Below are 14,418 nucleotides of genomic sequence, written 5' to 3'. Positions count from 1 at the left end.
TGGCATTGTTAGATGTTCACAGCATGGACACGCAATGCTCATATCTCCCCCAATGATTCTCTGGCTTTTGATGTCCGCTTCGGGTCGGAAGCGGACGTTAGTGAATTACCGAATTTCGACGCGAGCCGCGCCATGCAATAGATCACTCCAGTTCGTGAATGCGGCCCTGCAGCTTTCCCTGCCACACCGGATCCTTCTCGGCAGCAAGCAATTGTTTCAGGGCGGCGATTTGCGCGACATCGAGCGCATTCTTTGCCGACGTCTTGATATCAGGGGCCACGCCAATGCCTTCCCAATCGCTTTGGGTAACGGGATTGATTGGCCGGCCGGAGGGAACGAACATCATGAAATGCGCATTCAGCCGGTGCGGACCGCCAGCATGGGCGCCGCCTCCAGTGGTTTCACCAACCACGGTGGCGCGATGATTGTTCTTCAGCGCGTAGGCGAAATCTTCACAGCCAGAAAACGTATCGTTGCTAGTCAGCAGGTAAATCTTGCGCTTCTCATCGTACTTCGCACCTGGAACGCTGGCCTGCGTCCAGCGTCTTTCGATGCGATTTTCGTCGCGCCAGTAGACATCATTGAGATGAGTGGGCTTGTCATACAAGTAGCTGGCGAACAACATCACGGATTCCGGGTCACCGCCCCCGCAGTGGCGCAAGTCGATGATCAAGGCTTTGGTATCCGAAAGCAGAGCCATTGTCGCGATGATCCGCGGCGCGACCCCTTGTAGTCGCCCGAACTGGTGCAGGTCGATGTAGCCGATGTCACCTTGGAGACGGTCGACGCGGCTGAAACCGAAATTGAAGCGACTTTCTTCGGCCATCTCCGCCGCTTTGTCGACCGGTGAGCCATCCTGAGCCGACTTCAACGGTATCGGATCAGCGAAGTAGCGCACCTCCAGGTGCTTGTCGTGGCTATCGCGTTGCAGTGCCTTGGTGAGTGCGTCTGCGAACCGGTCGGCACTGGTCACTGTGTCGAAATCACCGCGTTGAAGTTCGGCACGCAAATTCTTTTCCATCACCGCCGCCTTGTCAGGAAAGACATACGCGCGATCGAGATTGGCGATCACGCTGTCGATCACCGTTTCGCGGGTAGCTTTGTCTACGGCCATGTCTTTCTGTGGCGGATCGGATGGCCGTTGCATGCCGAATAACGCGAACGCCGTAGCGCCAAGCAGGCCGGCACTAGCCAGCACGGCAATGCGTGCCGCCATGGTTTTTCGTTTTGCCTTCATCTGCGCACTCCTCGTTAGGATTCCCGTCGGTAGCCGACGAACCCAGCGTCACAAGGAAATGTGGAGACATTGTGGGGGCCTGTGTCCTAAAGCTCGAATCGGTAGCCGAGCCCATACACGGAGTGGATCACTTCGGTGCCCGGCAGCACTGCGGCAAGTTTCCGGCGCAGATTCTTGATGTGGCTGTCGATGGCGCGGTCGGCGACATCCAGGTTGTCGCGGCTAGCCAGATCCAGCAATTGCGCGCGCGAAAAAATCACGCCCGACCGCATTGCCATCGCAACAAACAGGCTGTATTCCGTCGGCGTCAGATCGAGTGACTGCGCGCCAATGCGCACGCTGCGCGCCGCTTCGTCGATCTCGATCAGTCTCGCCTCCGCATCCTGCTTGCGCGAGCGCCGCAGAACCGCCTTGACGCGTGCGACAAGTTCACGCGGACTGAAAGGCTTGCAAAGATAGTCATCAGCGCCGATTTCGAGGCCCAACAATCGGTCGATTTCCTGCACCCTGGCGGTAACCATGATGATCGGCACCTCGGAAAATTCCCGCACTGCTCTGCACAACGCAAGGCCATCAAGGTTTGGCAGCATGATGTCCAGCACGATCAGATCGGGCACGCTGAGCCGCAGGCTGACGAGCGCTTCAAGACCATCGGCAATCACGCGCGCCGTGTAGCCCGCCACGGTAACGTAATCGGCCATCACCGAGGACAGGTCGCTTTCGTCTTCGACGATGAGAATGCTTGCACTCATCACGTTTCCAGCTGCAGTACGATCGTGGCGCGCAGACCACCCAGTGGCGATGCGGCGAACAGCAAACTGCCGTCGTGCGCCTCGATGATCTGTCGACTCAATGCCAGCCCGAGCCCTGCGCCGCCGAATTGGCGGTTGCGCGAGGATTCGACTCGGAAGAATCGCTCTCCCACACGATTGAGCAGTTCCGTGGGTACCGCTGGCGCCGAATCGTCGACCATGATGTGGAGCTCTTGACCGAATATCGCGCCACTAATTTCGATGCGCCCACCGGCATCGGTATAGCGCGCGCTGTTTTCCAGCAGGTTGCCGATCACCTGTCGCAGCCGTTCCGAATCGCCATGTACGATGCCGCGCGACGGTACGGCGCTTATCGAGGCGGACAGTGCCGCGATGCGAAATTTCTCGGCATAGTCCGCGAGCACATCCTGCATCAGCAGCCAAGCATCCATCGACACTTTGTTGTATTGGCGCGACCCCAGATCCGCACGTGCCAGTACGTAAAGTTCGTCGACCAGCTTGGTCAGCGACTGCACCTGCCGAAGCATTAATGCAAACGTGTCAGGCGTGGCGGTACGGATGCCATCCTGCAGCGCCTCCATCTGTGCTTGTAACACGGAAAGTGGCGTGCGTAGCTCATGCGATGTATCTGCCACCCACTGCTGGCGATCACGCTCCATATCCTGCAGCCGCATGGCGACCTGATTGAAGGTATCGGCGAGTTCGCCCAGTTCATCGCTGCGGCGTATTGATAGCCGCGTGGCGAATTGTCCCTGCCCCAGCAAGCGTGTGCCGTTGACCAGTCGCTTCACGGGCCTGCGGAAATGCGCCGCCAGCAAAGCAGCTGCAAGCACGCTGAAGAACACACTCGCCCCAGCAAGGATCAATAGATTTCTCTGCTGTTCAATCAGAAAGGCGACAGCTAGCTCGTCATCCGGATTCTGGGACTTGGCGACGACGAGGTAACCGGCAAGCCTACCGTCAACAATGATGGGCCGCTGGATCCGATCAATCGACGCCACGACCACCATGGCTCGGCTAGCGATCGCACCGGCCAGGTAACGTCCGTTGTCGTCCAGCAAGCCGATGCGATAAACCAGGCTTGGCGACCGCAGCGTGGCGCCGTTTTTTTGATCGCCCTGCACGTCCAACAGCGCATCGCGCAACCAGCGCTTCCGCTGCTCCAATGATGTTGGTAAGAACGACCAGTCGTGGTGATACCGATACTGCGTGGACAGCGCGCCCGCCAATTCGTCCAAGTGATCCATATCGTCGTGGGCGGCAGACGGCAATGCGTGGTCGGACAGCTTCCAGCGCACCAGTTCCACGCCGATCGCTGCCACCGCCACGATCGACAACAGCACCGCGAAGAACAAGCGTTTGCCGATAGAGACCCTCAGGCGCATCACCTCATGGCATTGGTCGGCGCAAGCTAGTGGAGATTGAAGTTGCTGGCAAGGCCGAGCCGGGCTGGTCGTATCTGTGCCCGGCATCAGTTGTCCATAATGACCCATCTCTAATCGCCCTGCTCTAACATCCGTTTTAGGCCGAAAGCGGACGTCATCCCTGTAAGAAATCAAAAATCTATGAGTTGCCCAAGATTGCGGCATCTGTAGGCCGATAACCTTCCAAATGAGGCGCGAGTTACTGCGAGACCGGCGCAGACGCCTACGGAAAAGGTCATTAGACATTCTTTGAAGATGTGTCATAAAGTGGCCCAGGGCTACTCAGGGACTAAATGCCGCCTCCATGATTCCGTTGCTTGCCCTCGGTTTCATCGTCTTGCACACCATATCAATTCTGCTGCTGCCTGGGCACGCCGTCGCTGCATCGTATGCATTTCTGGTGGCTGCGCCGCTGTTAGCAAGCGTCAGTGCATTGAGAAGTGGTTTGAAGTTTGGGCTAAGGCTCACCCAAGGCTGGAGCCTGGTCGCATTGAGCATGTTGTCGTGGACGGCGGGGATGTTGTGCAGCCTCTGCCAAGACCTCTTTTTCCACAATTTCAATATTGCCCCTGGCGCAACGATGTTGCTTTACACGCTGTATGGCGTGCCGATTTTCTACGCAGTAGCGACTGTCGGGGTGGAAAGCAGCTCGTACCTTCAGCGCGGAATCGACGCGATTCTTGCGGCGCTGCTCGGTTATCTGTATTTCGCCCTGATGTTTTCATGGACCACCCTGCAGGGCGTATCGAGCCACCAATCTGCGGAGATGATTGCGTTTATGTTCGACATGGAAAACGCATTTCTCACCGCCATGACGGCAACTAGGTTTTTTGCAGCCAATGCGCCTAACCAGCGCCGCCTTTTCGGTGCGCTCGCTTCATTCACGTGCGTCTATGGCATTACCGCTGCGTATTACAACCATCATATTGCGCTTGATATCGCGCCGGACTTCGGCACGGTTTACGACGTAATCATCGATGTACCATTTCTGGTTTTTATTCTTTTCGTTCTACAGATACGACAGCAGGCCGCTAGTGCGCCGAATCCGCCCGATAGCCTGGTACGTTTTGTTCGCATCGGCAGTCCATTATTACTGGCGCTGTCGGTCCTGACGATTGCACTGATGATCATGGTCTTGCATCAGCGGTTCGTACTCGGCGTTGTAGGTATTGTGACCGCCGTGGTTGGGTATGGCCTTCGTAGCATCCTCAGCCAGGTTCAACAGATCGAAGTGGCGGACAAACTTCGCAGCGATCAGAGCATGCTCGCCGAAATGGCGCTGATCGATAGCCTTACAGGCATCCCGAACCGGCGCGCCTTTGAAGAGGCTATCGAACGCGAATGGCGCCTTGCCTTGCGCACTCAGCAAGTTATATCCCTGCTCTTGATCGATGTGGACATGTTTAAACAATATAACGATCGATATGGGCACATCGCAGGTGACGTTTGCTTGCGCAAGGTGGCTGACACGTTGGCGCAAGCCATACATCGCCCAACCGATTTGCTTGCGCGCTATGGTGGCGAAGAATTCGTGCTCATCCTGCCATCCACACCGACCGCCGGTGCTATCGATGTGGCTGAAAGTCTTTGCGCATCAATCAACTACATAAATCTCCCCCAAGAAGACAATCCCGTCAAACACATCACGATTAGCATCGGGATCGCCAGCATGTTGCCCACGAATGACGCACTACCGAGTGAACTAATCAGAGCAGCCGATCACGCCCTTTATGACGCCAAACGCAAGGGGCGCAACCGGTTCGAAGTGGCCACATAAAGGGGTGTCGATCTCAGGGCGATTTGGCATAGGCGCACGGCAACTGACTCTATGACCCGGTGATGGCGGTCTGAGCGGACACGCCGCGAAAGTGGGTAGAGGTCACTCTCGAAATTGATGCGTACGTCACCCTCATTTCTCATTGCTCAGAAGAATGATTCGCTAAATTTCAAGGAACCGTCGATGCCTTTGACAACTTTTGAGTGGATGACAACGAAATCAGCTGTCAGCATCGAAGGTAGCAACGGACAGTGGCGTTCGTTCTAAAGTAGGCTTTTACCTTCCACGATTTGATCGACAGTTGGGAACGTAAGCACTGAAGCTCGGTACGTAGCGTCCGCTTTTGGTCGAAAGCAGACTTTAGACCTCTTGTTGATCGATCTGTTGAGGTGATACATCCACACGAACTTCTTGAGAAAGCACCGCCTTCGCGTACTTGAAGAAGATGACGCCCAACAAAAGCGCTAGTGTTTGGTAAGTCATATACCACGCGGAATGGGAGAACTCGCCTCCACGCAATAGCACCGCAAGCCATATCGAGGCTCCCCCGACGATGCAGATCGCCGACCAGATTCGAACGACGATATATGCCCAGGACCTTCGCGTCATGACGGATACAATGATCAATGCCTGAATCGTAATAGGTAATAGTGCGGTCCAGGCGCCGCCCGCCATCACCGAAATGTTGAACGCCAGAAGACTTCCAACCGTCGCATAGAGAGCCGGCACGTAGAACTTTTCGAATTCAATTTGCATGACATCATGCCCCACGACGAGCGATCACTTATTTTTCGGCAGGTACTTCTTTGACTGGACCAACGCGTTACTCATACGAACCTTCTGGGCGCCATCACGTTAACTGGCCGAAATTCGACCAAGCTCGTTCATCTTTTCAAAGACAGTCGTTGCCTCTGGCAGCCATTTCGGCATAAGTTTGTATGCGCGCCGATAGTCTTGCACTGCAGTGTCAAAGTCGCCTTTCAATTCAAAAACTGAAGCCCTTACGATTTCCATCATCCACGGAAATTTTGCGGATGTTGTCCGCAAAGCGCCAAGATCGGAGGGTTGCAATAGGTGCAATTTCCATCTGCGTATCAGATCGGTCGCGCGCGTATTATCAGTACCATCGAACCTCCAATGGCCACCCCCAATCCATGCCATTGATTCCCTGACATAAACACTCAGGTACGCGCTCAAAGCAAGATTAACATCCATCTTAGTCAACAGATTATTTATCTCTACGACTTTGTAGGGATCACCGAGATTAATGGCGCTTAGGAGATACCACGCAAGCTTGCACTTCTCACACCCAGCGCACCGACTGGTGTTTTTTCTAAATTTCGCCAAGCCAGCTTCAATGCCATGTATGTTCTCCAATAATCGCATCCGTAGAAACATTTGCACGAACACGACCAACGCACAGAAGAGAAAATTTCCCACAGAACCTCACTTCAACTAAGCGCGTTGGCACGCCATTAGCGTCCGCCTTTTGTCGAAAGCGGATCTCGAAAAATTAGGGGACAAGGTGATTTCGCCATCGAAGAAGCAACTTGACTACTTCGGCGTCATGCACCTGATTAGCCTCGAGACCCATATGTTCTGTACTTAACCAATGGAGGTATTCGGCAATATCCTGTCCGCCGGTGGTTGCTTTAAGCCGACGAAATATCTGAGGAACATAGTTTTCGTACTCATCGCGTGCTTGAGGTACGCGAGCCACCCCGATCGGATCCCATACGTAGAAAAGGATCTCGTCGATCCGGCGCAGAAGCTCCTTTTCTTGTGGCGAAAGACTCACTGATTTATCCCTATATCATTTCAAACTGTCTGCTTCGGCTCGAAAGCGGGCCTTAGCCGATAGGCGTTAAATCGCCAGGAAACTGAGAAGCCGCTTTCCAATCAGCATCTGTCAAATCTCGAGTGCTTCTCCACCAAGCTCTGTTCAGATGCGCGAACACGTGGCCGAGATCCATGCGAAGTTCTGTCTCGCCGTATTCCGGAGCGCTCTCGACATCCTTGATCAGTTTTTCAAGGTGCTCCCGAGCGTCTTCGAGTTCATACATGAACGAGGCCCACTCGACGGGTTGAAGCGTTTTGTCGATCATCAAGCGTTCCATTCGTCAGGTGGTTTTATGTTTCGCCAATCACTTTGCATCACAGCCGCACAATAAATCGGGCCACACAATAAATAATTCGGACGTTGATTCCACTAACGCGAATTTGATCATTGTGTGGCGGGAACATGCTGCACCATAAAAACCAACGCGATAAAACCTGCGGTGTAGACGACAATCCAAACGCGCATGACGTTGACCTGAAGCAGAAGACTTGTATCGCCGAGGCTTTCCGGTTCGCGGGTGAAGAGGAATTTGAGTGTGCGAATCGTGGTTCTCATATTGTTATTCAAGAACAACGATGGCTTGCCCATCTCCGCGTATTTAATGGCGTGACTCGCTGCGAGCCGCCGAAACAAAAACCACACAAGCACGAGCCAAGTGATGGCCATGGCGAACAATACGTAGAAAAGCGCGTCGTACGTAAATGGCACTCCTGTCCCCTTTTAATCGATACGCGCGTCACTAAAGACGCCGCATCGGCAACCACGTCCCGCGCCGCAGGCCACTGTGGCCTGCGCCCCTCGTTATCCGACGTAGCTGCCCCTATTCGGGCATACGTTAATGGAAACGGGCTAGCAGTGCCTTCGGCCCACACGCCGCAAGGCAAAACCCGTCAACGGATGGCTTGACCTCGAAGGGGGTCAGCCTTAGCTTGGTCATGTCGCTGCCAATTCAGCGACCGGGCGTAGGACCCCGAAATTCTCCAAGGCGCACGCGCCAAACGGCGCGCTCTTCATGCGCTAACACCCCCGCGTTTATGGCGGGCGTGCCGGGCAGGCTTTGGCCTGGCCGGTCTCTTGGAGAATCGGTTCCTACCCCGGCACGTCCGTCGCCCGCGCTTCGGCGGGCGGCGGTGTCTCCGTCGCGCAAAGGAACGTTCGATGAAAGAAAAAGATCCGGGAGCCTGGCTCACCCTTAGCACCAGTTATTACCCCGCGCCCATCGGCAGCCCGCTTGCGCTGCTGAGCGATGCTTATATGTTGCAGGAGCACGCGCACGGCATCGTCAATATCATCCGCGACGCGGCTCAGCTTTCGCCCTATATGAATATGCGCTCGCTCGCGCATGCGCTGCAGGCGGTGGAAGTGCTGATCGAGATGAGCGCGGGATCGACGGAAGCGGCGCATGTGCGTTTCGAACAGATCGGGGATGCGTGGGTTCCCACCGATTGACGAAGCGCCATTCGCCAGCCTGTATGATGAGCGGCGGCGTTATTCCGAAAATAACGCCACCCTCTTCTTCTACGAGATGTCCCGACGTGCCGCATTATTCCGGCCCCCTGCTCACGCGCCCTGTCGCCGAAACCTTGCTTGCCGCACGCGATGCCGCGGGTGAATGGAATGGTTCGCTGGATTTGGGACGCTCGAACGGCGCCGCCACGCTGCACGCGGAATCGTGGCAATGGAAGGGCCAGCACTACCCGTATCCGCCTAAATTGAAAGACCGCACGATTTATTACTGGGATGGCGATGCGTTTTCGCCGATCTCGCGGTTTTCCGGTTCGCTGATCAAATTGGTGCCGACCGAATGGGGTGCGCCGACGTTCGAAATCGACGGCATCAAGATGCTACCGACGTCGAAAGAATCGCCGGTCGACGATGCGCGTCGCAAAGTAGCGTTGGTGGAACCGCGTGGCAAAGTTGTTTTGGATACCTGCGGCGGCTTGGGTTATTTCGCCGCATGTTGTCTGGAGGCAGGCGTCGCGCGTATCCAGTCGTTCGAAAAAAATCCCGATGTGTTGTGGTTGCGCACGCTCAATCCGTGGTCGCCGGACCCGGATGCGCCCGAATACGGCGGTCGTTTGCAGCTTGCCAATGCCGATGTGTCGCAGGTGATTTCGCAGGTTCCCGATGCATCGGTCGATGCGTTGCTGCACGATCCCCCGCGCTTTGGCATTGCTGGAGAACTTTATTCGCAGGCGTTCTACGATCAACTGGCGCGCGTGTTGCGTCGTGGTGGGCGCTTGTTCCATTACACGGGAAGCCCCAACAAGCTCACCAGCGATCGCGATGTGCCGCGCGAAGTGGCGAAGCGTTTGGAGAAGGCGGGATTCAAGGCGCAGCTTGCATTGGATGGGGTGTTGGCGACGCGGCGCTGACTAAACTACCGAATGGTATGCTCCCTCACCGTCTGCCGACGCCGCCACGTCGCAGGCGGCACGCCATATTCGCGATGAAATGCGCGGCTGAACGCGGTATCCGTCTGATAACCGACATCCTCCGCAATGCGCGCCAGCGTGGCATTACTTCGACTTAGTAAATTGGCGGCGAGCAACATGCGCCATTGCGTGAGGTATTGCATCGGCGTGCTGCCGACCAGCGTATGAAAACGCACGGCGAGCACGGAACGCGATGTCGATGCGGCATTGGCCAATTCATCCAGCGACCATGGGTATGCGGGGCGTTTATGCAAAGCATTCAACGCCGCGCCTACGATGGGATCGCTCAAGCTTGCGAGCCATCCCGTGCGATCGTCGCTCCGCTCGTTCATATAAAGACGCAGCACTTCGATAAACAACACTTCGGCCAGCTTCGCTAATACGCCTTCCCCGCCCGGCCGGGGCGAACGCGCTTCGTTCAACGCATAGCGCACGGACGTTTCCAGCCAGGCGCCGGCATTCGATCCGCGCAGATTGACATGCACCAAGGATGGAAGACCGCCGAGCAACATGTGCGCAAGTCGCGCATCGCACGCCAAATATCCGCAGACGATGCGCGTGGTCGGTCCGCCGCCGCCGTAAGCAAGCATGCGCGGGCGGCGCGACAGCACTTCTTGCAATGGCGAGCCCCGGGCTGGTTGCAGGTTGAGTTCTGAACTCATGCGGTGTGCGTCGCCGCGCGGGAAAACCACCACGTCGCCCGCAATCAGATGCGTCGGTGGCTGATCGTCCATTTCGACGTAGCACATGCCTTCGGTTATCAAGTGAAAGATCACCACGCGCTCGGCGCCAGGCTCAAGCATTGGCGCAACCGTATCGGCGCGCGGGGACTGATAGCACCACGGCGCGGTGAATCGCGCCTGGATAAAAATCGCGCCGATCAGATGCACGACGCGCAGAATTTCCGATAGTGCATCCATGTTCGCAGCACTCACGTAACGTTGGCTTCGATATGCACCTGAATCGGCAATGCGTTTTCTATGGCGCAGGCCATCGGCGAACCGCGGCGGCTTCGGTCCACCAGATCGCACAGCTGCTCGGCGGTCGCGCCATGCGCGTCGATGCGAATATGCCAATGCATTTCGTAAGGACCGGCGAACACGGGCTCGCCGTTGACGTCGGCCATGCCGAGAATGCCGCGCGTATCGGTGCGACTGTGCACCGACACATCCAGCCGCGTCAGCGCAATGCCTTCCGCCGCCGCGTTCATGGCGATGCTAGTGCCAAGGCAAGACGCCGAGCCCGCACGAAATAGCCAGCCCGGCGTCACTTGATCACCGTTGCCGCCCACCTCCGGCGGCATATCGGTCAACACTTGCGTGCCGTGCGGATGGCTGCACACGAAGCGCAAACCCTGCTGCCAATGCGCGGTGGCCGGCGTGTCGTTCTGAAGACCGATGTGAGGCTGTCGTTGCAGCACGGCCCTGACGCGCTGCATAGCCTCGGCAATGCCCTGCACCATGGCGGGACCCTCCACCAAACCCGTGCGTCAACGCGTTCGGCCTAATCCCCTGAGGCGACCGCCGGCATATAAAACATCCGGACGGTTGAGCAAGTCGGAGCGACGCGCGGATAGGACGCTGCCGACCGCCTGGCGCCACAGTACACCCAATTGCACGCCCAGTCAGTCGCCGGGAAGCTGCTTTTTGCCAGGCGAACGGCCGGTTTCTGGTTTGCCAGCGCGCGCCGCAAAGGTCGGCGGGAGGTTCGTGTATGACTCGCTTGCTCAGCTTTATTTATGGCCTAGTTTGCTATCTCGCGTTCTTCGCCACCTTTCTTTATTTGATCGGTTTTGTGGGCAATGTGGCGGTGCCCAAATCCATCGATACGGGATCGTCGACGCCTTTGGCCTTGGCGATCTTAATCGACCTGGCGTTGGTCGCGCTGTTTGGCATTCAGCACAGCGTGATGGCCCGACCGGGCTTCAAAAGCTGGTGGACACGCTGGATACCGCCCACCATCGAACGCAGCACCTATGTGTTGCTGGCTAGCCTGACTTTGATTTTGTTGTTCGCGTTATGGATGCCGATGACGCGTGAGGTATGGCGCGTATCACCATCGTTTGCAGCGCAGGTGCTGTGGGTTTTGTTTGCGCTGGGATGGGTTTTGGTGTTGGCCAGTACGGTGCTTATCAATCATTTCGATCTGTTTGGATTGCGCCAGGTCTATTTGAATCTCAAAAACAAAACCTATACGCAGATCGGTTTCCGTATTCCGCTGTTTTATCGCGTGGTGCGGCATCCGCTACTGCTCGGTTTTCTGATCGCGTTCTGGGCGACGCCGCGGATGACGACGGGCCATTTGCTGTTTACCTTGGCGATGACGACATACATCCTGATCGCCGTGCATTATGAGGAGCGCGACCTTGTCGCAACCTTCGGCGAACGGTATCGCCAATATCAGCAACGCGTTTCGATGTTGATACCGTTTCTCACGCACCAAAAACACTTTGGCGATAAATCGTCGAGGCCAACGCTTCATTCGCATTAGCCATTAATGCGCTACGACACGCGAATAAATTTACGTGGGCCATCGCAGGAATCGATGGCCTACGCCGCTCTCAGGAAACCAGCCGAGACAAACTGTCGCCTGCCTTTCCAAAACACGATGAAAGTGCATTATTTCTTTACTCCTCGACCACTGCCGTTCTGTTTCGGGCTAAACACCTGCCCATTTACGACACTTTCGCGCTTATACCCACAGCAAACTGACGAAAAACGCCGTCTTCAGTACTAACCGTATTCCGCCGATAATTTGTGCTGGAAAAACAGTATTCAAATCGCGCGCGGAAGCTATGCCCAGTACCTATAACTCTTTGCTCGTCGTGGTATCGCTGATGGTTGCCACGCTTGCATCCTTCACAGCGCTCGATTTGGCAAGCCGCATTTCCATGCTGAAGCATTCGGCTGTTCGTCACGCATGGTTGGCCGGCGGCGCGACAGCGATGGGCGTCGGAATCTGGTCGATGCACTTTGTCGCGATGCTGGCGTTTTCGCTGCCAATTCCGCTTGGCTACGATTTGGCGATCTCCGGTTATTCGTTGCTGATCGCGATTCTTGTTTCGTGGTTTGCGCTCTACGTCGTGACGCGCGCGCATTTTGGCGTACTCGATATCGCGGTGGGCGGCGTGCTGATGGGGTTTGGCATCGCCGGCATGCATTACACCGGCATGGCTGCTCTGCGTATGAGCCCGGGCATCGATTACGACCCGACCCTTTTTATGGCGTCGATCGCTATCGCCATTGTGGCGTCGACGGCCGCGCTATGGATCGCCCGCACGCTAAGCGATATTCGGCAGCGCCACATTATCGTCAAGCGCATCGGCGCGGCGCTGGTGATGGGCGTGGCCATTACCGGCATGCATTACACCGCGATGGCCGCCGCCGATTTTATGCCCGGCTCGATTTGCGGCGCCGCTAATGGCGTGGATACGCGCTGGCTCGCCACCACCATTACGCTTTTCACGTTTGCGATTTTAACGGTGACGCTGATTTTGTCCCGCTTCGACGTGCGCACGGAATTGCTTGCCGGATCGGTAACACAGCTCAACGATCAGATCGTGCGCATGGTCAATCACGATACACTGACCGACCTGCCCAATCGCCGAGCGCTGGTGGAGCGCATCGAAACGGTGGTCCACAACGCAAAGCGCGCCGATACGATGTTCGCCGTGCTGTTTATGGACATCGACGGTTTCAAGACCATCAACGATTCGCTGGGCCACTCGACCGGCGACGAAGTGTTGAAGGCCTTCGCGCGGCGCTTGCAACAATGCGTGCGCGACGGCGACACGGTCGCGCGACTCGGCGGTGACGAGTTTGTGGTGCTGATCGAAAATCTGGCATCGCCGGATGAAGCGCAAGACCTCGCGCAGAGCGTGCTCGACCGCATGGGGCGCGGCCATTGGAGCGACGAGCAGCCGCTGCAAGCCGTACCAAGCGTGGGTATCGCTTTGTTTCCGCGCGACGGCGAAAGCGCCGACGCCTTGCTGAAAAACGCCGACGCAGCCATGTACGAAGCCAAGCGCGCCGGACGTGCGACGTGGCGCTTTTTCGAGTCGAGCATGAACGTAGCAGCGATGCGTACGCTGCAGATTCAAAATGCGATACGCGTCGCGCTGGACGAAGGCCATTTCTCGCTGCGTTTCCAGCCTAAATACGACGGTTTGAACAACGAGCTGGTGGGCGCGGAAGCGCTGATTCGGCTGGAACACCCCGAGCTCGGATTGCTGATGCCGACGGAGTTTATTCCTACCGCCGAACGTTCCGGCCTGATCGTACAAATTGGCGAATGGGTAGTTCGCGAAACGTGCCGCCAGATTCGGCAATGGCAAATGGCCGGACTGCCGGAGATGAAAGTGGCCGTTAATCTTTCGCCGAGGCAGATGATTCAGCCCGATCTGATCGACACCATGGTTTCGATCGTGCACGCCGAACACGTGCGCTGCGATCAGATTATTTTCGAAATCACCGAAGCCGTGGCGATGCACGATGCGCCGAAAACGGTCGATATGATCCAGGCATTTCAGGGCGCAGGATTCGAAATCGCCATCGACGATTTCGGCACCGGTTATTCGAGCCTTGCGTATCTAGAGCGCTTCCGCGTCAAGCAGTTGAAGATCGACCGATTCTTTACCAACGGTTTGGACGCGCAAGGCCACGAGGGTCGCGCGATCGTTTCGGCGATTATCGCGCTGGCGCATTCGCTCAACATGGAAGTGGTGGCCGAAGGCGTGGAAACGCCGTCGCAGTTGTCGGAACTGCAAGTGATGGCCTGCGATCAGATGCAGGGTTATTTGCTCGGCAAGCCGCTGACCGCCGGCGCATTCGCCACGTTGCTGGAACAGCAGATCGATATCGAACCGGCGTAACGAGCAGCACACTCTCCTGCTTCGGCGCTGTCATAATCGCAAGCCCGTTTACCGACACCGAG

The 14,418-nt window shown here is 56.6% G+C and carries 14 protein-coding genes; 5 read left to right on the top strand and 9 right to left on the bottom strand.

Features of this window, described 5'->3' with window-relative positions; translation table 11 throughout:
• Positions 1-142: 142 nt before the first annotated feature.
• From L0U79_RS09040 to L0U79_RS09030, 3 genes are all read right to left on the bottom strand, one after another.
• Complete coding sequence (locus L0U79_RS09040) at positions 143-1,237, bottom strand: S41 family peptidase (RefSeq protein ID WP_233841761.1); 1,095 nt, start codon at positions 1,235-1,237, stop codon at positions 143-145.
• A gap of 86 nt (positions 1,238-1,323) precedes the next feature.
• Positions 1,324-1,989 (bottom strand): response regulator, encoded by a 666-nt coding sequence (locus L0U79_RS09035; RefSeq protein ID WP_233841750.1) that lies wholly within the window; start codon positions 1,987-1,989, stop codon positions 1,324-1,326.
• A complete protein-coding gene (locus tag L0U79_RS09030; protein ID WP_233841740.1) occupies positions 1,989-3,395 on the bottom strand; it encodes an ATP-binding protein in 1,407 nt (468 codons plus the stop codon). Before L0U79_RS09030 ends, L0U79_RS09035 begins: the two co-directional genes overlap by 1 nt.
• A 343-nt stretch (positions 3,396-3,738) precedes the next feature.
• Between L0U79_RS09030 and L0U79_RS09025 the strand changes: the two genes are divergently transcribed.
• Entirely contained in the window at positions 3,739-5,211 is a 1,473-nt protein-coding gene (locus L0U79_RS09025; protein WP_233841722.1) for a diguanylate cyclase, read from the top strand.
• Positions 5,212-5,571: 360 nt separating this feature from the next.
• On the opposite strand, the gene L0U79_RS09020 is transcribed toward L0U79_RS09025, so the two are convergent.
• From L0U79_RS09020 to L0U79_RS09005, 4 genes are all read right to left on the bottom strand, one after another.
• The gene (locus tag L0U79_RS09020; protein ID WP_233841720.1) at positions 5,572-5,967 is read right to left on the bottom strand and encodes a hypothetical protein; all 396 of its coding nucleotides are present in this window, start codon (positions 5,965-5,967) and stop codon (positions 5,572-5,574) included.
• A 757-nt stretch (positions 5,968-6,724) separates the two neighbouring features.
• Entirely contained in the window at positions 6,725-7,009 is a 285-nt protein-coding gene (locus L0U79_RS09015; RefSeq protein WP_233841718.1) for a hypothetical protein, read from the bottom strand.
• A gap of 52 nt (positions 7,010-7,061) precedes the next feature.
• Complete coding sequence (locus L0U79_RS09010) at positions 7,062-7,316, bottom strand: hypothetical protein (protein WP_233841710.1); 255 nt, start codon at positions 7,314-7,316, stop codon at positions 7,062-7,064.
• 119 nt (positions 7,317-7,435) lie between these two features.
• A complete protein-coding gene (locus tag L0U79_RS09005; protein ID WP_233841703.1) occupies positions 7,436-7,759 on the bottom strand; it encodes a hypothetical protein in 324 nt (107 codons plus the stop codon).
• Between the two features lie 450 nt (positions 7,760-8,209).
• On the opposite strand from L0U79_RS09005, the gene L0U79_RS09000 reads away from it, so the two are divergent.
• Positions 8,210-8,500, top strand: a complete 291-nt coding sequence (locus tag L0U79_RS09000) for a hypothetical protein (protein WP_233841695.1) — start codon at positions 8,210-8,212, stop codon at positions 8,498-8,500.
• Positions 8,501-8,586: 86 nt separating this feature from the next.
• Entirely contained in the window at positions 8,587-9,426 is an 840-nt protein-coding gene (locus L0U79_RS08995; RefSeq protein ID WP_233841688.1) for an MnmC family methyltransferase, read from the top strand.
• Positions 9,427-9,431: 5 nt separating this feature from the next.
• Here the strand turns inward: L0U79_RS08995 and L0U79_RS08990 are convergent, their stop codons facing one another.
• Together L0U79_RS08990 and L0U79_RS08985 are read right to left on the bottom strand one after the other, a co-directional pair.
• On the bottom strand, positions 9,432-10,406 hold the full coding sequence (locus tag L0U79_RS08990; protein WP_233841686.1) for an AraC family transcriptional regulator: 975 nt from the start codon (positions 10,404-10,406) through the stop codon (positions 9,432-9,434).
• An 11-nt stretch (positions 10,407-10,417) separates the two neighbouring features.
• Positions 10,418-10,948, bottom strand: a complete 531-nt coding sequence (locus tag L0U79_RS08985; RefSeq protein WP_233841684.1) for an OsmC family protein — start codon at positions 10,946-10,948, stop codon at positions 10,418-10,420.
• A gap of 251 nt (positions 10,949-11,199) precedes the next feature.
• Here L0U79_RS08985 and mddA point away from each other — a divergent pair, with 251 nt between their 5' ends.
• Both mddA and L0U79_RS08975 read left to right on the top strand, forming a co-directional pair.
• Positions 11,200-11,976, top strand: a complete 777-nt coding sequence (gene mddA / locus L0U79_RS08980; RefSeq protein WP_233841682.1) for a methanethiol S-methyltransferase — start codon at positions 11,200-11,202, stop codon at positions 11,974-11,976.
• A gap of 304 nt (positions 11,977-12,280) precedes the next feature.
• Positions 12,281-14,356 (top strand): EAL domain-containing protein, encoded by a 2,076-nt coding sequence (locus tag L0U79_RS08975; RefSeq protein WP_233841680.1) that lies wholly within the window; start codon positions 12,281-12,283, stop codon positions 14,354-14,356.
• The last annotated feature ends 62 nt before the right edge of the window (positions 14,357-14,418 follow it).

Origin of the sequence: Dyella sp. 2HG41-7 (assembly GCF_021390675.1) — a bacterium.
GTDB lineage: Bacteria > Pseudomonadota > Gammaproteobacteria > Xanthomonadales > Rhodanobacteraceae > Dyella_B.
The sequence above is the reverse complement of the archived record's forward strand: the minus strand, read 5'-3'. Positions and strand labels throughout refer to the sequence as shown.

Bases quoted from the DNA above. Each gene is read 5' to 3' on its own strand.
- L0U79_RS08985 (WP_233841684.1), bottom strand. From the start codon at position 10,948: ATGGTGCAGGGCATTGCCGAGGCTATGCAGCGCGTCAGGGCCGTGCTG.
- mddA (WP_233841682.1), top strand. From the start codon at position 11,200: ATGACTCGCTTGCTCAGCTTTATTTATGGCCTAGTTTGCTATCTCGCG.
- L0U79_RS08990 (WP_233841686.1), bottom strand. From the start codon at position 10,406: ATGGATGCACTATCGGAAATTCTGCGCGTCGTGCATCTGATCGGCGCG.
- L0U79_RS09000 (WP_233841695.1), top strand. From the start codon at position 8,210: ATGAAAGAAAAAGATCCGGGAGCCTGGCTCACCCTTAGCACCAGTTAT.
- L0U79_RS09020 (WP_233841720.1), bottom strand. From the start codon at position 5,967: ATGCAAATTGAATTCGAAAAGTTCTACGTGCCGGCTCTCTATGCGACG.
- L0U79_RS09025 (WP_233841722.1), top strand. From the start codon at position 3,739: ATGATTCCGTTGCTTGCCCTCGGTTTCATCGTCTTGCACACCATATCA.
- L0U79_RS09010 (WP_233841710.1), bottom strand. From the start codon at position 7,316: ATGATCGACAAAACGCTTCAACCCGTCGAGTGGGCCTCGTTCATGTAT.
- L0U79_RS08975 (WP_233841680.1), top strand. From the start codon at position 12,281: ATGCCCAGTACCTATAACTCTTTGCTCGTCGTGGTATCGCTGATGGTT.
- L0U79_RS09030 (WP_233841740.1), bottom strand. From the start codon at position 3,395: ATGCGCCTGAGGGTCTCTATCGGCAAACGCTTGTTCTTCGCGGTGCTG.
- L0U79_RS09040 (WP_233841761.1), bottom strand. From the start codon at position 1,237: ATGAAGGCAAAACGAAAAACCATGGCGGCACGCATTGCCGTGCTGGCT.
- L0U79_RS09035 (WP_233841750.1), bottom strand. From the start codon at position 1,989: ATGAGTGCAAGCATTCTCATCGTCGAAGACGAAAGCGACCTGTCCTCG.